We start from the raw sequence: 19419 nt of genomic DNA, 5'->3' as shown, positions 1-19419 counted from the left end.
CGCCGCGGCGCGCACCTGGCCAGGTCGCGCCGCCCTTCCCGTTTGCGTTGCCGCACCCACTCCGAATTCCGACCATCATGACCGAACCGACTCAAACGCAGCCCGCCGTCGCAGCGGACGAAAACCAGATCATCTCCGAGCGCCGCGAGAAGCTGCGCGCCTTGCGCGAGCAAGGCGTCGCCTACCCGAACGATTTCCGGCCGACGCATCACGCGGCCGATCTCCAGGTGAAATTCGCCGACTCGGACAAGGCCGCGCTCGAAGCGAACCCGGTCGAGGTGTCGGTTGCCGGCCGCATGATGCTCAAGCGCGTGATGGGCAAGGCAAGCTTCGCGACGGTGCAGGACGGTTCGGGCCAGATCCAGTTCTTCGTGACGCCGAACGACGTCGGCGCGGAAACCTACGACGCATTCAAGAAGTGGGACCTCGGCGACATCGTCGCCGCGCGCGGCGTGCTGTTCCGCACCAACAAGGGCGAGCTGTCGGTCCAGTGCAAGGAGCTGCGCCTGCTGTCGAAGGCGCTGCGTCCGCTGCCGGACAAGTTCCACGGTCTCTCCGACCAGGAAATGCGCTACCGCCAGCGCTACGTCGACCTGATCGTCACGCCGGAAACGCGCGACACGTTCCGCGCACGCACCAAGACGATCGCGTCGATCCGCAAGTTCATGGATTCGGCCGACTTCATGGAAGTCGAGACGCCGATGCTGCACCCGATTCCGGGCGGCGCGGCCGCGAAGCCGTTCGTCACGCATCACAATGCGCTCGACATGCAGATGTTCCTGCGCATCGCGCCGGAGCTGTACCTGAAGCGCCTGATCGTCGGCGGCTTCGAACGCGTGTTCGAGATCAACCGCAATTTCCGGAACGAAGGCGTGTCGCCGCGTCACAACCCGGAATTCACGATGATGGAGTTCTACGCCGCGTACACCGACTATCGCTGGCTGATGGACTTCACCGAGCAACTGATCCGCCAGGCGGCGATCGATGCGCTCGGCACCGCGACGATCCAGTATCAAGGCCGCGAGCTCGACCTCGCGAAACCGTTCCATCGCCTGACGATCACGCAGGCGATCCAGAAGTACGCGCCGCAGTACACCGACGGCCAACTGTCGGACGACGCGTTCCTGCGCACCGAACTGAAGCGCTTCGGCGTCGACGTCGCGCAGCCGGCGTTCCTGAACGCGGGCATCGGTGCACTGCAGCTCGCGCTGTTCGAGGAAACGGCCGAAGCGCAGCTCTGGGAACCGACGTTCATCATCGACTACCCGGTCGAGGTGTCGCCACTCGCACGCGCATCGGATACGGTGCCGGGCATCACCGAGCGTTTCGAACTGTTCATGACCGGCCGCGAGATCGCGAACGGCTTCTCGGAGCTGAACGATCCGGAAGACCAGGCCGCACGCTTCAAGAAGCAGGTCGAGCAGAAGGATGCGGGCGACGAGGAAGCGATGTTCTTCGACGCCGACTACATCCGCGCGCTCGAATACGGGATGCCTCCGACCGGCGGCTGCGGGATCGGCATCGACCGCCTCGTGATGCTGCTGACCGACAGCCCGACGATCCGCGACGTGCTGCTGTTCCCCCATCTGCGCCGCGAAGACTGACGGCCGAGCCTGCTTGCGCGCCGCACGCCGTGGCGCGCAAGCATCAGCTTTGTAACGACGCGTAAATCCCGCCAGCCGGCGTCCGCCGGCTTTCGATCCTCCCCCGTTTTATTCCCTCGTCGCGATGGCCTGCCCCGGGTTTTCCCGGCAACGATCGCCGACGCCCCGCTGCAATTCGTTACACCTTGATACGGCGCACCACTCGCCGGTCGACGACACTCCGTTTGCGTCACCACGCATGACCACGGGACCAGAACGAGGCGCCGGAACGCCGAGTCTGCTTGACCCCGGAGCGTGGGATCCGGCCCGGCACCGACGTGCCGATCCGAATCGACATCGGAGAAAAAAATGGACAACCAGAATCAGACCACGCCGCAAAAACAACGCCTCCATCCGCTGATCGCCACTGCAGCCGGCGCCGTCATCGTCGCCAGCCTCGCGGCGACGGCAGCGATCACGGGCGTATTCCCGAAGGCCAGCAGCAGCAACGAACAGGACGGCCAGACCCAGGCCGCACTGATCGCATCGCAGCCGGCCGTCGACACGGCCGCAGCCGCCAGCGCCGCGCTGGCCGCGCAAGCCCGGCAGCAGGCGGCCGAACAGGCCGCCGCACAAGCCGCCGCGCAGCAGAAGGCGATCGCGCAGGCCGAACCGAAGCCCGCGCCGCGCCCTGCGCCGACGCACCGCCGCCACACGACGGCACCGCAGCCGCCGCAATACGCACAGCAACAGCCGTCGGCGCCTGCGCAGACCTACTGCCAGACTTGCGGCACGGTCGTCGCGATCACGCAGACGCGCACGCCGGGCCAGAGCTCGGGGATCGGCGCCGTTGGCGGTGCAGCAGCCGGCGGCCTGCTCGGCAATCAGTTCGGCAACGGTAACGGCCGCACCGCAATGACGATCATCGGCGCGCTGGGCGGCGGTCTCGCCGGCAACCAGGTCGAGAAGCAGGTGCGCGCGGAAACCGACTATCAGGTGCAAGTGCAGATGGAAAGCGGCGCGACGCGCACGTTCACGTACCACAACCCGCCGCCGTTCGGCCAGGGCCAGCGCGTACGGATCGAGAACGGCACGCTGGTCGGCGCGTAAGCGTCCGCTGCCCGCGTATCGTGCGCGGGCAAGCGACCTGAAAACGAAAACGGCTCGTGAGCGATCGCTCACGAGCCGTTTTCTCATTACGAGCCGCGTGCGCCATTGCGGCGCATGCCGTGCTCAGTCTTCGTCGTCGAAATCCGATTCGTCGATCCAGTGTGCCTGGATCGCTTCGAGGATCTTCTCGCCGGAGTGCTTCGGATCGTCGTCGAAGCCGTCGAGTTCAAGCACCCACTGGCGCAGGTCGACGAAGTTGATCCGCTGCGGGTCGATGTCCGGGTGCTTGTCCGCCAGCGCAATGGCTATTTCGCGCGAATCGGTCCATTTCATCGCCTGCCTCCGGTTTGTCAGTGATTTTCCTTCGCGTGGTTGATCGAGTACTTCGGAATCTCGACCACCAGGTCCGAATCCTCCGTCACGATCGCCTGGCACGACAGGCGCGACGTCGGCTCGAGGCCCCACGCCTTGTCCAGCAGATCGTCCTCGTCCTCCTCGGACGGCACCAGATCGTTGAAGCCCTCGCGGATCACCACGTGGCACGTCGTGCACGCGCACGACTTCTCGCATGCATGCTCGATCTCGATCCCATGTTCGAGCAGGTTGTCGCAGATACTCTTGCCGGGCGTCGCGTCGATCACTGCGCCATCCGGGCACAGTTCGACGTGAGGCAGCACCACCAGTTGAGGCATGTCCGTTCCGTCAGTCAGGGTGCGGCGACGCGCGCCGCACGGTTCATTATCGCGCGGGCCGTCGCCGGCCGATGCGCAGTTCGTGAGTTCAGATCTCGTCGAGCCGGCGGCCCGACAGTGCGCGCTTGATGCTCTTGTCCATCCGGCGCGCCGCGAATTCGTCGGTGCCGTCGGCCAGCGCCTTGGTCGCGACTTCGATCGCGTTCGTATCGTCGCCCTGCGCGACCGCGCGCAGCGCCGCGGCGAGCGCGTCGACCTGCGTGCACTCGTCCGCATCGAGCAGTTCGCCGTCGGCCGCCAGCGCGGCCTGCGTTGCCTCGAGCATCCGCTCGGCCTCGACCTGCGCTTCGCGCAGCGCGCGTGCACGCATGTCGATTTCGGCGGTCTTGAAGCTGTCCTCGAGCATCTTCGCGATGTCATCGTCGGCGAGACCGTACGACGGCTTCACGACGACCGACGCCTCGACGCCCGACAGCTGTTCGCGTGCGAACACCGACAGCAGGCCGTCCGCGTCGACCTGATAGGTCACGCGAATGCGCGCGGCGCCGGCCGTCATCGGCGGAATGCCGCGCAGCTCGAAGCGCGCGAGCGACCGGCAATCGGCGACAAGCTCGCGCTCGCCCTGCACGACGTGGATCGCCATCGCGGTCTGGCCGTCCTTGAAGGTCGTGAATTCCTGCGCGCGTGCGATCGGAATCGTCGAGTTGCGCGGAATGATCTTCTCGACCAGGCCGCCCATCGTCTCGACACCGAGCGACAGCGGAATCACGTCGAGCAGCAGCCAGTCGTCGCCGGTGCCGCGATTGCCTGCGAGCAGGTCGGCCTGGATCGCGGCGCCGAGCGCGACGACCTGATCCGGATCGAGGTTCACGAGCGGCGGCTGGCCGAAATATTTCGCGACCGCGTCGCGAATCACCGGCATGCGCGTCGCGCCGCCGACGAGCACGACGCCCTTGATGTCGGCCGGCGTCACCTGCGCGTCGCGCAGCGCCTTGCGGGTCGGTGTGAGCGTACGCTGCACGAGCGGCTCGACCAGCGATGCGAACGTGTCGTGCGAGATCGTCTGCACGACGTGCGCGCCGCCCGACAGCGTCACGTCGAGCGACGCGTGCGGCGCGGACGACAGCGCCTCCTTCAGCACACGCACACGGTCGAGCAGCAGGCGCACGTCCTCGGGCGCGAGCGTCTTCGCGTCGATACCGGCCTGCGCAAGCACGTGACCGAACAGCGCGTGATCGAAGTCATCGCCGCCGAGTGCGGAATCGCCGCCCGCGGCCAGCACTTCGAACACGCCCTTCGTCAGCTTCAGGATCGACAGGTCGAACGTGCCGCCGCCGAGGTCGTACACCGCGTAGAGGCCTTCGGCCGCGTTGTCGAGGCCGTAGGCAATCGCCGCGGCGGTCGGTTCGTTCAGCAGGCGCAGCACGTTGAGGCCCGCGAGGCGCGCGGCATCCTTGGTCGCCTGACGCTGCGCTTCGTCGAAATACGCGGGCACCGTGATCACCGCGCCGACCAGATCGTCGCCGAGCGAATCTTCCGCGCGATAGCGCAGCGTCGCGAGAATCTCGGCCGACACTTCGACCGGGCTCTTCACGCCGTCGACGGTGCGGATCTGCACCATGCCCGGCGCATCGACGAATTCGTAAGGCGCGTTCGCCGCGCCTTCGACCTCGGCCTTGCCGCGGCCCATGAAGCGCTTGACCGACACGATCGTGTTGCGCGGATCGGTCGCGGCCTGCTCCTTCGCGTCGTGGCCGATGCGGCGGCCGCCCTTCTCGAGATAGCGGACCACCGACGGCAGCAGCACGCGGCCCGTTTCGTCCGGCAGCACTTCGGCTACGCTGTTGCGCACGGCCGCGACGAGCGAGTTCGTCGTGCCGAGATCGATCCCGACGGCGAGTCGCCGCTGGTGCGGCGCCGGCGCCATGCCCGGTTCGGAAATTTGCAGTAAAGCCATCTTGGTTCGTTCGGGCGCTCGGCCCGTTTGCTGCGCGTGCCGCAAGGCACGCGGTTAAGTTTCGAGGCGCTCGATCTGTACGCCCACTTCCGACGCGACCCGTTCGATGAACATCAGCTGGCGCACGGCCTCGGCTGCCGCCTGATCGGCGCCGCTGTCGAGCAGCGTGCCGAGGCGCTCGACACGCACGCGCTTCTCGTCGCGCAACTCGGCGAGCAGCGCGTCGAGTGCGTCGACGTTGCGGGCGGCCGCGGCATCCTCGATGCCCTCGCGCCACTCCATCTGCTGCATCAGGAACGCCGGCTCCATCGCGGTGTTGTTTTCGGCACCGATGTCGACGCCGCGCAGCGAAAGCAGATAGGACGCGCGCTTCAGCGGATCGCGCAGCGTGCGGTACGCCTCGTTCGCGCGGGTTGCCCATTGCATCGCGATGCGCTTTTGCGCGTCGCCGGCCGCCGCGAAGCGGTCCGGATGCACCTGCGTCTGCACCGTTCGATAGGCGGCGTCGAGCGTCGCCTCGTCGAGCGCGAATTGCGCCGGCAGGTGAAACAGGTCGAAATGGCTGTCTTTCAGCGAGACCATCGTCGCGTTCAATTCCGATTCGTCGCGCGGCAAACGCCGCACATTAAAAAGGCGGCCCGTGCCGCCTCTTGCCCGCATCGCGCGGAGATCCGCGTCACACGCGGAACGATTCGCCGCAGCCGCACTCGTCCTTCACGTTCGGATTGTTGAACTTGAACCCTTCGTTCAGACCTTCGCGGGCGAAGTCGAGTTCGGTGCCGTCGATATACGCGAGGCTCTTCGGATCGACGACGACCTTCACGCCATGGCTCTCGAACACCTGATCCTCGGGAGCCAGCTCGTCGACATACTCGAGCTTGTACGCGAGCCCCGAGCACCCGGTCGTGCGAACGCCAAGCCGCAGGCCAACACCCTTGCCGCGACGGACGAGGTATTTCTGGACGTGCTGTGCTGCTTTTTCGGTCAGTGTAATTGCCATGATGTCCTTGCCGCGACGCGCCACCGGGGCCCGCCGCGTTCCTTCTAAGGGCCCCCAAGACCTGTCGCTTCGCGCCAGGCCCCCCCCCGAGGGGGTCAAGAAAACTTGGGGCGGCCCGGCGTTTTCTTGAGAAGCCGCTCGATGCCGCTCAGGCCGCTGCCTGATCGCCTTCCTTCGTGTCGTGGCGCTTCTTGTAGTCGGCCACGGCTGCCTTGATCGCGTCTTCCGCGAGGATCGAGCAGTGAATCTTCACCGGCGGCAGCGCGAGCTCTTCGGCGATCTGCGTATTCTTGATCGACAGTGCCTCGTCGAGCGTCTTGCCCTTCACCCATTCGGTCACGAGCGAGCTCGACGCGATCGCCGAACCGCAACCGTAGGTCTTGAACTTCGCGTCTTCGATCACGCCGTCCGCGCCGACGCGGATCTGCAGCTTCATCACGTCGCCGCAGGCCGGCGCGCCGACCATGCCCGTGCCGACCGTGTCGTCGTCCTTCGCGAACGAACCGACGTTGCGCGGGTTTTCGTAGTGATCCAGAACCTTGTTGCTGTAAGACATGACTCAGACTCCTTGACTCGTTACGTCTGCGTGCGCCAATCCGCCCGCGGGTGCATTCAATGCGGTGTTCAGTGTGCGGCCCATTCGATCGTCGACAGATCGATGCCTTCCTGGTGCATTTCCCAGAGCGGCGACAGTTCACGCAGCTTCGCGATCTTGCTGTTCAGCAGGTTGATCACGAAGTCGACTTCCTGCTCCGTCGTGAAGCGGCCGACCGTGAAGCGGATCGAGCTGTGTGCCAGTTCGTCGTTGCGGCCGAGCGCACGCAGCACGTACGACGGCTCCAGCGACGCCGACGTGCACGCGGAGCCCGACGACACCGCGACGTCCTTGATCGCCATGATCAGCGACTCGCCTTCGACGAAGTTGAAACTGATGTTGAGGTTGTGCGGGACACGGTGCTCCATGTCGCCGTTCACGTACGTTTCCTCGATTTGCGACAGGCCGCGCAGCAGCTTGTCGCGCAGCATGCGGACGCGCTCGTTCTCGGTCGCCATTTCTTCGCGCGCGATGCGGAACGCTTCGCCCATGCCGACGATCTGGTGCGTCGCCAGCGTGCCCGAACGCATCCCGCGCTCGTGGCCGCCGCCGTGCATCTGCGCCTCGATGCGCACGCGCGGCTTGCGGCGCACGTACAGCGCGCCGATGCCCTTCGGACCGTAGGTCTTGTGCGCCGAGAACGACATCAGGTCGACCTTCAGCTTCGCGAGGTCGATGCCGACCTTGCCGGTCGACTGCGCGGCGTCGACGTGGAAGATGATGCCCTTCTCGCGGCAGATCTCGCCGATCGTCTCGATGTCCTGGATCACGCCGATCTCGTTGTTCACGTGCATCACCGACACGAGGATCGTGTCGGGGCGCAGCGCGGCCTTGAACACATCGAGGTCGAGCAGACCGTCATCCTTCACGTCGAGGTAGGTGACTTCGAAACCGTCGCGCTCGAGCTCGCGGCACGTATCGAGCACGGCCTTGTGCTCGGTCTTCACCGTGATGATGTGCTTGCCCTTGCCCTTGTAGAAGTTCGCGGCACCCTTGATCGCGAGGTTGTCCGATTCCGTCGCGCCGGACGTCCAGATGATCTCGCGCGGATCCGCATTCACAAGTGCGGCCACCTGCTCGCGCGCTTCCTCGACCGCACGCTCCGCGTCCCAGCCGTAAGCGTGGCTGCGCGACGCCGGATTGCCGAACTGCTCGCGCAGGTACGGCACCATCTTGTCGACCACGCGCGGATCGACGGGCGTCGTCGCGCTGTAATCCATATAGATGGGCAGGTGGAGAGTCTCTTGGGTCATCTGTCGCTCCGGGTATTCTGTGCAGGGACTATGTGCGTTATGGGGTATGGCGGGCGCCTTCGCGCTCACGAACTCGCGATGTTGAACACCGAATTGGGGCCGAGCGGCATCGTGCGCACAGGCTCGGCCGGTGCGGCGACGGGCTCCGGCGTGCGCCGGTCGCGCAGCACCGCGGGCGCACCCTCGCGTGCGCGCTGCTGATCGACGAGATCCTGCAGCGACACGGAGTCGAGGTATTCGACCATCTTCTGGTTCAGGGTCGACCACAGCTCGTGCGTCATGCAATGGCCGTCGGGCTGCTTCGAGCCGTCGCACGTGCCTTTGCCGCCGCACTGCGTGGCGTCGAGCGGTTCATCGACCGCGATGATGATGTCGGCAACGGTGACGTCCTGCGCGCGACGCGCGAGGTTGTAGCCGCCGCCCGGGCCGCGCACGGATTCGACGATTTCATGCCTGCGCAGCTTGCCGAACAGCTGTTCGAGATACGAGAGCGAAATCCGCTGGCGCTGGCTGATGCCTGCAAGCGTCACCGGGCCCTGCTCCTGGCGCAGTGCCAAGTCAATCATCGCCGTGACGGCGAAACGGCCTTTGGTGGTGAGTCTCATGGTGTCTAGGGGACTGCAATCTTGACGATTTTGGTCAAGTATAAATATTTGACAGATTTAGTCAAGTATCCATGCCTTTGATAGGGTATTCGCAGATCGCTGAATACCGCGATCAGCGCTCCGTGCGGGCCCGAAGCGTCTCCAGCAGGCCCGCGCACGCGCGTTCGACCTGATCGAGCACTTGTTCGAAGCCCTGCGCGCCGCCGAAATAAGGATCGGCCACTTCGGTTTCGGACGAGTCCGGCGCGAATTCCATCAGCAGGCGCACCTTGTCGCGATGCTGCGGCGGGCAGCGGCGTTGCAGTTCCGCGAGATTCGCTTCGTCCATCGCCAGCAGCAGGTCGAAACGCTCGAAATCCGCCGCACTCACCTGCCGCGCGCGCAGCGCCGACAGGTCGTAGCCGCGGCTGCGCGCGGCCACCTGCGCACGCGTATCGGGCGGCTCGCCCACATGCCAGTCGCCGGTGCCGGCCGAATCGATCGCGATCAGGTCCGCCAGCGCGGCAGCGTCGACCTGGTGGCGCATCACGCCTTCCGCGGTGGGCGAGCGGCAGATGTTGCCGAGACAGACGAAACAGATCGCAACGCGGGTCATCGCACTATCGGAAAGCCGCGGCGGACCGCGTGGGAGAAGAACGCGCCATTATACAAAGGCACCCGAAATCGCGCCGCCGCGCAAAGCGACGGCGCCCAGCATTACAGCGCCTTCGGCGCGGCGAGCACTACGTCGCCGGATGCCGCCGGCAGCGGCGTCGCCGCGTCGCCGACCAGCCCGAACGACACCGCGCGCGCCAGCTCGGCAGACGCCTGGTGAACCGCGAGCGGGCCACGCGCCGGCGCATCGGCCATCGCATGCAGATAGGCAGCCGCAGCCAGCGGGACGACGATTGCCAGCGGCCAGTACATCGATATTGTCTTTTTCATGATGCGGACCTCCTTGACCTCGTTCCCCGAAACCCAATTCCGGGGACTACAGACGAGATTCTATAGACCGCATCTATCGAGATAAATATGCAAATAGCGAACGCACTGTTGTCGCCCGATGAACAGTGCTCAGCCGAGGTGGCTTTGCGATGCCGCGTACAGTTCGCGGAACGTGCGCCCGGTCGGCGTCGGCATGTCGCGTGTGTCCATCCAGCCGCCCATCATCGGCAGGCGCCGCAGCGTGCCGCCGTTGCCGCCCAGCCGCTCGAGGACGCGCACCGCGAGCTTGGTCGTCAGCGCGTACAGCGTCGGCCGCCGCGCGACGAAGCCCCAGGCGGCAAGCGCGGCCCGCTCGCGCCACGGCCGCAGGTGCCGCTCGACCTGCTTCTCGCGCAGCGTGCGCAACAGGTGCGACAACGGAATCCCGACCGGGCACACGCTGTCGCATTCGCCGCACAGCGTCGCGGCCTGCGGCAGGTCGAGCGTGCGCTCGAGCCCGACGTAGCTCGGCGTCAGCACCGACCCCATCGGCCCCGGGTAGACCCAGCCGTACGCATGGCCGCCGACCTTCTGGTAAACCGGGCAGTGGTTCATGCACGCGCCGCAGCGGATGCAACGCAGCATCTCCTGGAACTCGCCGCCGATCAGGCCCGTGCGGCCGCCATCGACGAGCACCACATAGTTGTGCTCGGGGCCGTCCTCGTCGCCCGGCCCGCGCGGCCCGGTCAGCAGCGAGAAATAGTTCGACGTCTTCTGCCCCGTCGCGGAGCGCGGCAACAGGCGCATCGCGGTCGCCAGATCCTCGAGTGTCGGCAGCACCTTCTCGATGCCCGTTACCGCGACATGCACGCGCGGCATCACCGTGCACATTCCCTCGTTCCCTTCGTTCGTCACGATCGCGACCGAACCCGTCTCGGCAATCACGAAGTTGCCGCCCGTCACGCCCATGTCGGCCGACATGAAATGCGGGCGCAGCACCTCGCGCGCCTCGCGCGTCATGTCCGGAATCTCGGTGAGCCGCTCGCGGTGGTGCGTGCGCGCGAACAGGTCGGCAATCTCTTCCTTGTCCTTGTGCACGACGGGCGCAATGATGTGGCTAGGCGGCTCGTTGTCGTTGATCTGCAGGATGTACTCGCCGAGATCCGTCTCGATCGACTGCACGCCCATCTCCGCGAGCACCGCGTTCAGGCGCATTTCCTCGGACACCATCGACTTGGTCTTGATGACCTTCTTCACATCATGCCGGCGCGCGATGTCGGCCACGAGCCGCGCGGCATCCGCGGTCGTTTCGGCGAACAGCACCGTCGTGCCGCGCCGCGTCGCCTCACGCTCGAATGCCTCGAGCCACACGTCGAGGTTCTCCAGCGCGCGGTTGCGGCGCGCCTTGAGCGCGGCACGCGTGGCCGGGAAGTCGATCGCGGTCATCGCGTCGGCGCGCGCGGACACGAACTTCGTCGACAGCTTCTTCAGGTTCTGCTGCAGGCGCTGGTCGGCCAGCTTCTGGCCGGCGCGCGCCTTGAAATGCATCGATTGGACTTGCATCGCGGTATCGGGGGAAAAGTGAGCGGAACCGGGCGTCAGACGTCGCCCGCCAGCACCTGCGCGACGTGCAGCACGCGCGTGTTGCGGTCGCCGGTGCGGCGCAACCGCCCTTCGATGTTCAGCATGCAGCCGAGATCGCCGAGCACGACGGCGCCCGCGCCCGACGCACGCACATTCGCGCACTTCTCGTCCGCGATGGCCGCCGAAATATCGCCGTACTTGACCGCGAACGTGCCGCCGAAGCCGCAGCAGTGCTCGCAGTCCTTCATCTCGGTGACCGCGATGCCGCGCTGCGCGAGCAGCGCGCGCGGCTGCGCCTTCACGCCGAGCTCGCGCAGGCCCGAGCACGAGTCGTGATAGGTGACGGGCCCGGTGAACTCGCCCGGCTCGAGCGAAACCTTGGCGACGTTCGCAAGGAAATCGGTCAGTTCGTAGACCTTCTGCTGGAATCGCCCGTAGCGTCCCATCAGTTCGGGGTCGTCGCGGAACAGGTCGCCGTAGTGCGTGCGTATCATCCCACCGCACGAACCCGACGGCGCGACGACGTAATCGAACTGCTCGAACTCGCGCAGCGTCTTTTCCGCGAGATCGCGCGCCAGCGCGCGGTCGCCGGAGTTGTAGGCCGGCTGGCCGCAGCAGGTCTGCGCGGGCGGCACGATCACCTCGTAGCCGGCGTCGCGAATCAGCTTGAGCGCCGAGAACCCGATTTCGGGGCGCATCAGATCGACCAGGCAGGTCACGAACAAACCGACTCGCATACGTGCTCCTTCGAGAAAACGGCTCTCATTATCCGCCGTTTGGCCGGCAAGACCAACGCCGGCTCGTGCGCAAGCCCGCGCTGCGCGAAACGAGGACTTCCTCGAACGGCGTTCGCTTTTTTCACAATACGAGATACAATCGGCCCAACTCCGCTTGACGCGTCAACCGATTTCTCCCCCGACATGAGCCAACCCACCCCGGATTCAAAAACGTCGATCCAGGTGATCGAACGCATGATGCGGCTGCTGGACGCGCTCGCCGCGCACAGTGACCCCGTCAGCCTGAAGGAGCTTGCGCAGCGCACGGAGCTGCATCCGTCGACCGCGCACCGCATCCTCAACGACATGGTGACCTGCCGTCTCGTCGACCGCTCCGATCCCGGCACATACCGCCTCGGCATGCGGCTGCTCGAGCTCGGCAACCTCGTGAAGGCGCGCCTGTCGGTACGCGACGCGGCGCTGATGCCGATGCGCGAGCTGCACCGCCTCACCGGGCAGACCGTGAACCTGTCGGTGCGCCAGGGCGACGAGATCGTCTATATCGAGCGCGCATATTCGGAGCGTTCGGGAATGCAGGTCGTCCGCGCGATCGGCGGCCGCGCGCCGCTGCACCTCACGTCGGTCGGCAAGCTGTTCCTCGCGGCCGACGAAACGTCGCGCGTGCGCGCCTATGCGACGCGTACGGGGCTGTCCGGCCATACGCAGAACAGCATCACCGACATCGCCAAGCTCGAGCGCGAGCTGACGATCGTCCGCCAGCAGTCGTGCGCGCGCGACAACGAGGAGCTGGAGCTCGGCGTGCGCTGCATCGCGGCCGGCATCTACGACGATTCGGGCAAACTCGTCGCGGGCCTGTCGCTGTCGGCGCCGGCCGATCGCCTGCAGGATGCGTGGCTCGGCCAGTTGAGCCGCACGGCCCTCACCATCTCGGAATCGCTCGGCTACCGGCCGGCGCCGACGAAGGATGCGGACGGGCTGCAGCGGCAGGCGTAAGCCGCCTTCACCGCTCCGGTTCTCTCCAAAGAAAAAACCCCGCGATTGCGGGGTTTTTTCTTGCAGCCAATCGGCGCGGCGGCGGACCGCCGCAGGCGATCAGGTGCCGCCGTTCGGCGTGTTGGCCGCCGTCAGGCGCTCGCCGCCGCCGGCATCGAGCCAGTTGCGCAGGCGTGCCGCGTCGGCGAAGCGCGAATACTTGCCGTACGAATCGAGCAGCACGATCACCATCGGCCGGCCGTGGATCGTCGCCTGCATCACGAGGCACTCGCCCGCTTCGTTGATGAAGCCGGTCTTCTGCAGGCCGATGTCCCACGAGCCGTTGCCGCGGATCAGCGCGTTCGTGCTGTTGTAGGCGAGATTGCGCTTGCCCGTGTACACCTCGTAGCTGCGATCGGTCGAGAACTGGCGGATCGTCGGGTACTGATACGCGGCATTGACCATCTTCACCAGATCGCGCGCGCTCGACACGTTCGAGCTCGACAGGCCGGTCGAATTCTCGAAATGCGTATCGGCCATGCCGAGCGCCTTCGCCTTCGCGTTCATCGCGGCGATGAACGCCGGACGGCCGCCCGGGTAATAACGCGACAGCGCGGCGGCCGCGCGGTTTTCCGACGCCATCAGCGCGATATGCAGCATGTCCTCGCGTGAAAGCACCGAGCCGACCGACAGGCGCGAGCCCGTGCCCTTCTCGTAGTCGCGGTCTTCGTCGGTGACTTCGATCTGGTCGGTCATCGGCGACTTCGAGTCGAGCACGACCATCGCCGTCATCAGCTTCGAGATCGACGCGATCGGCACGACGGCGTGCGAATTCTTGTCGAACAGCGGCTCGCCGGAATTCTGGTCGACGACGTACGCGACGCTCGAACGCAGCGCGAGCGCATCCGGCGTGTCGTGCAGGCCGAACGCCTGGCCGACCGTCGGCCGGCGCGGCTGGAACGCGACCTGGCGCACCGCGCCGCGGTGGCCGCCGCGCACGCCCGCCGCGAGCGTCATGCGCTTGCGCGACGCTTTCGCGCGCGGCGCATCGGCCGCGGCGACCTTGGCGGATTGGCTGGATGCTGCCTTGACCGACTTCTTCTTCGCGGACGAAGCAGGAGCGGCGGCCTTTTTCTTGGCGGCTTGTTGGGTCTGCGCAGTGGCGGCAAAGGCGTCAGCGGGCGCGACGGACGCGGTGGTCGCCAGCAAGGCGACAGCGACCGACACAGCCGTGCCGAGCGTCATGCTCTGCAACAATCTGCGCGGTGAAAACGATTCGGCTTTCATTGGGGTCTGGACAAAGCGGCGGGAGGTTTCCGCAAGTGTAGTTAAAGCTTAAAAAAAGAGCAATATTAGGCACTTACCGATCGTCGTTAAACCGGAATGTAAGGGTCGGCCAACCTCAGGCCAATCGACCCTCCCGCTTCCATCGAAAAAAATCATGGCAAGCACTGCCCGACAGCGCCCGTCTCCCGATTACCACACGGTTAATTGAGATAACGTCACTTTCGGGGCAATTTAAAGCGGGGAAACTACGTATCCGGCGCCCGGTGCGCCAGGCGCGCCGGTCACGACCATGGCGGCGGCACGTCGCCACGGCACGCACATCGAAACGGCGCGTTTTCGACAGGAACAGGAGCATAACGTTCCACAGGCCTGTCAGGTTTACCTGTGCTTGATCATGGTGCGCCGCGTCTGCCCCGCGGTCGTGCGCACCATTTGGGAATGCGCGTGAAACCGATTCCGAACGGCCGCGATAACTCGTTGTTTTATCGATAATTTGCCGCGATTGTGCAATGCACAAAAAATACTTGACAACGGTTTTCTCTGCCCTAAAATACGTTTTATTGCTGCGTTGCACAAAGCACGCACATCCGAGGTTCCCCAGCGTAGTGCCCTTTACCCTGCGATCGACGCGATCGCTTTTCAGGAGCTTGACATGTCCTTGCTGACCCCCGAGCAAATCGCCGCCGCACAGAAAGCCAACCTCGAAAGCCTGTTCGGTCTGACGACCAAGGCGTTCGAAGGCGTCGAAAAGCTGATCGAACTGAACCTGCAGGTCGTGAAGTCGACGCTGACCGAGGGCCAGGAAAACGCCCAGCGCCTGCTGTCGGTGAAGGACGCTCAGGAACTGATCGCCCTGCAGGCAAGCCTGTCGCAGCCGGTCGCGGAAAAGGTGCTGTCGTACGGCCGTCACCTGTACGAAATCGCATCGTCGACGCAAGCCGAGTTCGCGAAGGTTGCCGAAGCGCAATTCGAAGAGCAGAACAAGAAGGTCCAGGCACTCGTCGACAACGTCGCGAAGAACGCCCCGGCCGGCTCGGAAACGGCTGTCGCCGCGCTGAAGTCGGCACTGAACGCTGCAAACACCACGTACGAAACGGTTCAGAAGGCAACGAAGCAAGCCGTCGAGATCGCCGAAACGAACTTCAACGCCGCTGCTGCCGTCGCAACGAAGGCTGCCACCGCCGCTGCTGCGCGTCGTTCGAGCAAGCCGGCCGCGTAAGCGTCCCCTGCTCCTGAAAGAGCCGCGCCCAGCGCGGCTTTTTCGTTTCCGGCGCCGGAAACTGCGTGAACCGGCCGCCGCTCGCTACGCTGGAACAGCCGTTGATCGCCGCGCCGGCCGCGCGCAAAAGAAAGCGCCGCCGCCCGGATTGCCCGGGCGGCGGCGCTTTTCATGACCGGCGCATGACCGGCCGTGCCGGTCGCGTTACTTCTTGCGTTGCGGCGGCAGGTCCGTACAGACGCCTTCGTACAGTTCGGCGGCCATGCCGACCGATTCGCCGAGCGTCGGGTGCGGATGGATCGTCTTGCCGATGTCTTCCGCGTCCGCGCCCATCTCGACGGCGAGGCACACTTCGCTGATCAGGTCGCCCGCGTTCAGGCCGACGATCCCGCCGCCGATTACGCGATGGGTTTCCTCGTCGAAGATCAGTTTCGTGAAACCTTCGTCGCGGCCGTTCGCGATCGCACGGCCCGAAGCGGCCCACGGGAACACGGCCTTGCCGTACTTGATGCCTTCGGCCTTGCACTGGTCTTCCGTCTTGCCGGCCCACGCCACTTCCGGATCGGTGTACGCCACCGACGGGATCTGCAGTGCGTCGAAGTACGCCTTCTCGCCGTGCGCGGCTTCCGCTGCGACGTGGCCTTCATGCACGGCCTTGTGCGCGAGCATCGGTTGGCCGACGACATCGCCGATCGCGAAGATGTGCGGGACGTTCGTGCGCATCTGCTTGTCGACGTCGATGAAGCCGCGATCCGTGACGGCGACGCCGGCCTTGTCGGCGCCGATCTTCTTGCCGTTCGGGCTGCGGCCCACCGCGACGAGCACGAGGTCGTAGCGCTGCGCTTCCGCCGGCGCCTTCTCGCCCTCGAACTTCACGTAGATGCCGTCTTCCTTCGCTTCCGCGCCGACCGTCTTGGTCTTCAGCATCACGTTGCCGAAGCGCTTCGCGTTGTACTTTTCCCAGACCTTCACGAGATCGCGGTCCGCGCCCATCATCAGGCCGTCCATCATTTCCACGACATCGATCTCGGCGCCGAGCGTCGCGTACACCGTCGCCATTTCGAGGCCGATGATGCCGCCGCCGATCACGAGCATGCGCTTCGGCAACTGGCGCAGTTCGAGCGCGCCCGTCGAATCGACGACGCGCGGGTCTTCCGGCATGAACGGCAGCTTCACGGCCTGCGAGCCCGCGGCGATGATCGCCTGCTTGAACTTGACGACCTTCTTGCCGTTTTCGCCCTGCACTTCCATGTGATACGGATCGACGAATGCGCCGACGCCCGTGACGACTTCGACCTTGCGCGCCTTCGCCATGCCGGCGAGGCCCGTCGTCAGCTTCTTGACGACGCCGCCCTTGAAGTCGCGCAGCTTGTCGAGATCGACCTGCGGCTTGCCGAACGTGATGCCGTGCGACGCGAGCGCCGCAGCTTCGTCGATGACGAGCGCCGTGTGCAGCAGCGCCTTCGACGGGATGCAGCCCACGTTCAGACACACGCCGCCGAGCGTCGAGTAGCGTTCGACGAGCACCGTCTTCATGCCGAGATCGGCTGCGCGGAATGCGGCCGAGTAGCCGCCGGGGCCGGCGCCGAGCACGAGCATGTCGCACTCGACGTCGACTGCGCCGGCGTAGCTGCCGGCTTGCGGCGCGGGTGCCGGGGCGGCTGCAGCCGGTGCCGGAGCCGCTGCTGCGGGCTTGGCCGGTTCGGGTGCTTTCGCGGGTGCGGCGGCGCCTGCCGATGCTTCGACGATGGCGATGACGGTACCTTGCGAGACTTTCTCGCCGGCCTTGACCTTGACTTCCTTGACCGTGCCGGCGACGTCGCTGGGCACTTCCATGGAGGCTTTGTCCGATTCGAGCGTGATGAGCGTCTGCTCTTTTTCGATCACGTCGCCCGGCTTCACGTTGACTTCGATGACATCGACGCCGCTGAAATCGCCGATATCCGGAACCTTGACTTCGATGAGACTCATTACTGTCCCCTTCTTGATTAGCTGCAGACAGAGGGGGAAGAAACTCGCGAACGAACTACGGCCTGACAAAAGAACGGCGACTTGGGGCAGAACCACCTTTGCCGTCCGCCCAAGGACGCGCCTTTCTTTTGGTTACTTTTCTTTGGAAGACAAAGAAAAGTAACCGCCGCCCCGCGCAGGGGCGACGCTAGCAGACCGTCATGAAAACAAGTTCAACGACGAAGCGTGGATAACCAACATAAACCCCACGCCCCCGCGAGCACCTCCCCGCTCATCAAAGAACGATGCGACGGAAATCGCCGAGCAACGCACCGAGATACGCATTGAATCGCGCGGCTTCCGCGCCATCGATCACGCGATGGTCGTACGACAGCGACAGCGGCAGCATGAGACGCGGCACGAACTGCTTGCCGTCCCACACCGGCTTCATCTGCCCGCGCGACAACCCGAGGATCGCCACTTCCGGCGCATTGATGATCGGCGTGAAGTTCGTCCCGCCGATCCCGCCGAGCGACGAGATCGAGAAGCAGCCGCCCTGCATCTGGTCCGGCTTCAGCTTGCCTTCGCGCGCGGCCTTCGACAGGTCGCTCATTTCCTTCGCGATGTCGACGAGACCCTTCTTGTCCGCATCGCGGATCACCGGCACGACGAGGCCGTTCGGCGTATCGGCGGCGAAACCGACGTGGAAGTACTGCTTGAACACGAGGTTGTCGCCGTCGAGGCTCGCGTTGAAGGTCGGGAATTTCTTCAGCGCGGCAACGACCGCCTTGATCACGAACGCGAGCATCGTGAACTTCACGCCCGCCTTCTCGTGCTCCTTGTTCAACTGGACGCGCAGCGCCTCGAGATCGGTGATGTCCGCTTCGTCGTTGTTCGTGACGTGCGGGATCATCACCCAGTTGCGATGCAGGTTCGCGCCCGAGATCTTCTTGATGCGCGACAGCGGCTTCGCCTCGAACGGGCCGAACTTCGAGAAGTCGACCTTCGGCCACGGCAGCAGGTTCAGCTCGCCGCCGCCTGCCGGCGCGGCTGCTGCAGCGCCCGGTGCTGCGCGCTGGCCCGTCATCACACCCTTCACGAAGCCCGTGACGTCGTCCTTCGTGATGCGGCCCTTCGGCCCCGAACCCTGCACGCGAGCGACTTCGACGCCGAGTTCGCGCGCGAACTTGCGCACCGACGGCGATGCGTGGCTGGCGCGGTACTCGCCCGACGGCGCTGCGGCCGGTGCCGCGGCGGCAGCCGGTGCCGGCGCAGCCTTCGCGGGTGCGGCGGCAGGCGCCGGAGCCGCTGCAGCAGCGGCCGGTGCCGGTGCGCTCGCCTGCGGTGCGGCAGCCGGTGCGCCTGCGGCTTCGAGCAGCACGATCAGCGTGCCTTCCGACACCGAATCGCCCACCTTCACCTTGATGTCCTTCACGACGCCGGCAGCCGGGCTCGGCACGTCCATCGTCGCCTTGTCCGATTCGAGCGTGACGAGCGACTGCTCCTTCTCGACCGTATCGCCGACCTTCACGCCGATCTCGATCACCGGAACGTCCTTGTAGTCGCCGATGTCGGGCACCTTCACTTCGAGCGTGCCGCCGACCGCTGCCGGTGCGGCAGCCGGTGCAGCCGCAGCCGGTGCCGGCGCTGCCGCCGGAGCCGGGGCCGCCGCCGGCGCAGCCGCGCCGTTCGGCTGTGCGGCCGCGCCGCCTTCGAGCAGGATGATCAGCGTGCCTTCCGACACCGAGTCCCCCACCTTCACCTTCACTTCCTTGACCGTGCCCGCCGCGGGGCTCGGGACGTCCATCGTCGCCTTGTCGGACTCGAGCGTGACGAGCGACTGCTCGGGCTCGACCGTGTCGCCTGCCTTCACGAGCACTTCGATGACGGGCACGTCCTTGTAATCGCCGATATCCGGCACCTTCACTTCGATCGCTTGACTCATCTGTATCTGTCTCCATGGCCGCGCGCG

Annotated in this window: 19 protein-coding genes; 4 read left to right on the top strand and 15 right to left on the bottom strand. The window is 65.6% G+C overall.

The features are described 5' to 3' along the window. Positions 1-77 precede the first annotated feature (77 nt). Positions 78-1604, top strand: a complete 1527-nt coding sequence (gene lysS, locus GD429_RS11315; protein WP_152857014.1) for a lysine--tRNA ligase — start codon at positions 78-80, stop codon at positions 1602-1604. Positions 1605-1952: 348 nt separating this feature from the next. Beyond that, the gene (locus GD429_RS11310) at positions 1953-2693 is read left to right on the top strand and encodes a glycine zipper 2TM domain-containing protein (protein WP_152857013.1); all 741 of its coding nucleotides are present in this window, start codon (positions 1953-1955) and stop codon (positions 2691-2693) included. Positions 2694-2816: 123 nt separating this feature from the next. Here the strand turns inward: GD429_RS11310 and iscX are convergent, their stop codons facing one another. The 12 genes from iscX to GD429_RS11250 all read right to left on the bottom strand — a co-directional run bounded on the left by iscX (position 2817) and on the right by GD429_RS11250 (position 12019). Further along, positions 2817-3026: a Fe-S cluster assembly protein IscX gene (gene iscX, locus GD429_RS11305; RefSeq protein WP_021157676.1), complete on the bottom strand. Its 210-nt coding sequence runs from the start codon at positions 3024-3026 to the stop codon at positions 2817-2819. A 17-nt stretch (positions 3027-3043) separates the two neighbouring features. Then, complete coding sequence (gene fdx / locus GD429_RS11300; RefSeq protein ID WP_152857012.1) at positions 3044-3385, bottom strand: ISC system 2Fe-2S type ferredoxin; 342 nt, start codon at positions 3383-3385, stop codon at positions 3044-3046. Between the two features lie 88 nt (positions 3386-3473). After that, on the bottom strand, positions 3474-5342 hold the full coding sequence (gene hscA, locus GD429_RS11295; RefSeq protein WP_152857011.1) for a Fe-S protein assembly chaperone HscA: 1869 nt from the start codon (positions 5340-5342) through the stop codon (positions 3474-3476). Between the two features lie 54 nt (positions 5343-5396). Then, on the bottom strand, positions 5397-5924 hold the full coding sequence (gene hscB, locus GD429_RS11290; protein ID WP_152857047.1) for a Fe-S protein assembly co-chaperone HscB: 528 nt from the start codon (positions 5922-5924) through the stop codon (positions 5397-5399). A gap of 94 nt (positions 5925-6018) precedes the next feature. Further along, the gene (iscA, locus tag GD429_RS11285; RefSeq protein ID WP_011885413.1) at positions 6019-6342 is read right to left on the bottom strand and encodes an iron-sulfur cluster assembly protein IscA; all 324 of its coding nucleotides are present in this window, start codon (positions 6340-6342) and stop codon (positions 6019-6021) included. Between the two features lie 148 nt (positions 6343-6490). Further along, positions 6491-6898 (bottom strand): Fe-S cluster assembly scaffold IscU, encoded by a 408-nt coding sequence (gene iscU, locus GD429_RS11280; RefSeq protein WP_006481982.1) that lies wholly within the window; start codon positions 6896-6898, stop codon positions 6491-6493. Positions 6899-6966: 68 nt separating this feature from the next. Next, on the bottom strand, positions 6967-8190 hold the full coding sequence (locus GD429_RS11275) for an IscS subfamily cysteine desulfurase (protein ID WP_152857010.1): 1224 nt from the start codon (positions 8188-8190) through the stop codon (positions 6967-6969). A gap of 65 nt (positions 8191-8255) precedes the next feature. Then, the gene (iscR, locus tag GD429_RS11270; protein ID WP_009691731.1) at positions 8256-8795 is read right to left on the bottom strand and encodes a Fe-S cluster assembly transcriptional regulator IscR; all 540 of its coding nucleotides are present in this window, start codon (positions 8793-8795) and stop codon (positions 8256-8258) included. A gap of 112 nt (positions 8796-8907) precedes the next feature. Beyond that, positions 8908-9390, bottom strand: a complete 483-nt coding sequence (locus GD429_RS11265) for a low molecular weight protein-tyrosine-phosphatase (protein WP_152857009.1) — start codon at positions 9388-9390, stop codon at positions 8908-8910. 101 nt (positions 9391-9491) lie between these two features. Further along, positions 9492-9719 (bottom strand): hypothetical protein, encoded by a 228-nt coding sequence (locus GD429_RS11260; RefSeq protein ID WP_152857008.1) that lies wholly within the window; start codon positions 9717-9719, stop codon positions 9492-9494. A gap of 129 nt (positions 9720-9848) precedes the next feature. Further along, positions 9849-11261, bottom strand: a complete 1413-nt coding sequence (locus GD429_RS11255; RefSeq protein WP_152857007.1) for a lactate utilization protein B — start codon at positions 11259-11261, stop codon at positions 9849-9851. 35 nt (positions 11262-11296) lie between these two features. Further along, positions 11297-12019 (bottom strand): (Fe-S)-binding protein, encoded by a 723-nt coding sequence (locus GD429_RS11250; protein ID WP_152857006.1) that lies wholly within the window; start codon positions 12017-12019, stop codon positions 11297-11299. A gap of 183 nt (positions 12020-12202) precedes the next feature. Here GD429_RS11250 and GD429_RS11240 point away from each other — a divergent pair, with 183 nt between their 5' ends. Further along, entirely contained in the window at positions 12203-13012 is an 810-nt protein-coding gene (locus tag GD429_RS11240) for an IclR family transcriptional regulator (protein ID WP_027786965.1), read from the top strand. Positions 13013-13111: 99 nt separating this feature from the next. On the opposite strand, the gene pbpG is transcribed toward GD429_RS11240, so the two are convergent. Next, on the bottom strand, positions 13112-14278 hold the full coding sequence (gene pbpG / locus GD429_RS11235) for a D-alanyl-D-alanine endopeptidase (protein WP_152857004.1): 1167 nt from the start codon (positions 14276-14278) through the stop codon (positions 13112-13114). A 652-nt stretch (positions 14279-14930) separates the two neighbouring features. On the opposite strand from pbpG, the gene GD429_RS11230 reads away from it, so the two are divergent. Further along, positions 14931-15497, top strand: coding sequence for a phasin family protein (locus GD429_RS11230; protein ID WP_152857003.1), 567 nt, complete (start codon positions 14931-14933; stop codon positions 15495-15497). A gap of 204 nt (positions 15498-15701) precedes the next feature. Here GD429_RS11230 and lpdA read toward each other — a convergent pair whose 3' ends face one another. Further along, a complete protein-coding gene (lpdA, locus tag GD429_RS11225; RefSeq protein WP_152857002.1) occupies positions 15702-17468 on the bottom strand; it encodes a dihydrolipoyl dehydrogenase in 1767 nt (588 codons plus the stop codon). Between the two features lie 274 nt (positions 17469-17742). Then, positions 17743-19392: a dihydrolipoyllysine-residue acetyltransferase gene (aceF, locus tag GD429_RS11215; RefSeq protein ID WP_152857001.1), complete on the bottom strand. Its 1650-nt coding sequence runs from the start codon at positions 19390-19392 to the stop codon at positions 17743-17745. Positions 19393-19419: the final 27 nt, after the last annotated feature.

The organism is Burkholderia sp. BE17 (assembly GCF_009362305.1).
Taxonomy (GTDB): domain Bacteria; phylum Pseudomonadota; class Gammaproteobacteria; order Burkholderiales; family Burkholderiaceae; genus Burkholderia; species Burkholderia pyrrocinia_C.
This window is presented reverse-complemented; position numbering and strand designations above follow the sequence as displayed.

Excerpts from the sequence above, each read along its gene's own strand:
- lysS (WP_152857014.1), top strand. The coding sequence starts at position 78 with ATGACCGAACCGACTCAAACGCAGCCCGCCGTCGCAGCGGACGAAAAC.
- GD429_RS11310 (WP_152857013.1), top strand. The coding sequence starts at position 1,953 with ATGGACAACCAGAATCAGACCACGCCGCAAAAACAACGCCTCCATCCG.
- iscX (WP_021157676.1), bottom strand. The coding sequence starts at position 3,026 with ATGAAATGGACCGATTCGCGCGAAATAGCCATTGCGCTGGCGGACAAG.
- fdx (WP_152857012.1), bottom strand. The coding sequence starts at position 3,385 with ATGCCTCAACTGGTGGTGCTGCCTCACGTCGAACTGTGCCCGGATGGC.
- hscA (WP_152857011.1), bottom strand. The coding sequence starts at position 5,342 with ATGGCTTTACTGCAAATTTCCGAACCGGGCATGGCGCCGGCGCCGCAC.
- hscB (WP_152857047.1), bottom strand. The coding sequence starts at position 5,924 with ATGGTCTCGCTGAAAGACAGCCATTTCGACCTGTTTCACCTGCCGGCG.
- iscA (WP_011885413.1), bottom strand. The coding sequence starts at position 6,342 with ATGGCAATTACACTGACCGAAAAAGCAGCACAGCACGTCCAGAAATAC.
- iscU (WP_006481982.1), bottom strand. The coding sequence starts at position 6,898 with ATGTCTTACAGCAACAAGGTTCTGGATCACTACGAAAACCCGCGCAAC.
- GD429_RS11275 (WP_152857010.1), bottom strand. The coding sequence starts at position 8,190 with ATGACCCAAGAGACTCTCCACCTGCCCATCTATATGGATTACAGCGCG.
- iscR (WP_009691731.1), bottom strand. The coding sequence starts at position 8,795 with ATGAGACTCACCACCAAAGGCCGTTTCGCCGTCACGGCGATGATTGAC.
- GD429_RS11265 (WP_152857009.1), bottom strand. The coding sequence starts at position 9,390 with ATGACCCGCGTTGCGATCTGTTTCGTCTGTCTCGGCAACATCTGCCGC.
- GD429_RS11260 (WP_152857008.1), bottom strand. The coding sequence starts at position 9,719 with ATGAAAAAGACAATATCGATGTACTGGCCGCTGGCAATCGTCGTCCCG.
- GD429_RS11255 (WP_152857007.1), bottom strand. The coding sequence starts at position 11,261 with ATGCAAGTCCAATCGATGCATTTCAAGGCGCGCGCCGGCCAGAAGCTG.
- GD429_RS11250 (WP_152857006.1), bottom strand. The coding sequence starts at position 12,019 with ATGCGAGTCGGTTTGTTCGTGACCTGCCTGGTCGATCTGATGCGCCCC.
- GD429_RS11240 (WP_027786965.1), top strand. The coding sequence starts at position 12,203 with ATGAGCCAACCCACCCCGGATTCAAAAACGTCGATCCAGGTGATCGAA.
- pbpG (WP_152857004.1), bottom strand. The coding sequence starts at position 14,278 with ATGAAAGCCGAATCGTTTTCACCGCGCAGATTGTTGCAGAGCATGACG.
- GD429_RS11230 (WP_152857003.1), top strand. The coding sequence starts at position 14,931 with ATGTCCTTGCTGACCCCCGAGCAAATCGCCGCCGCACAGAAAGCCAAC.
- lpdA (WP_152857002.1), bottom strand. The coding sequence starts at position 17,468 with ATGAGTCTCATCGAAGTCAAGGTTCCGGATATCGGCGATTTCAGCGGC.
- aceF (WP_152857001.1), bottom strand. The coding sequence starts at position 19,392 with ATGAGTCAAGCGATCGAAGTGAAGGTGCCGGATATCGGCGATTACAAG.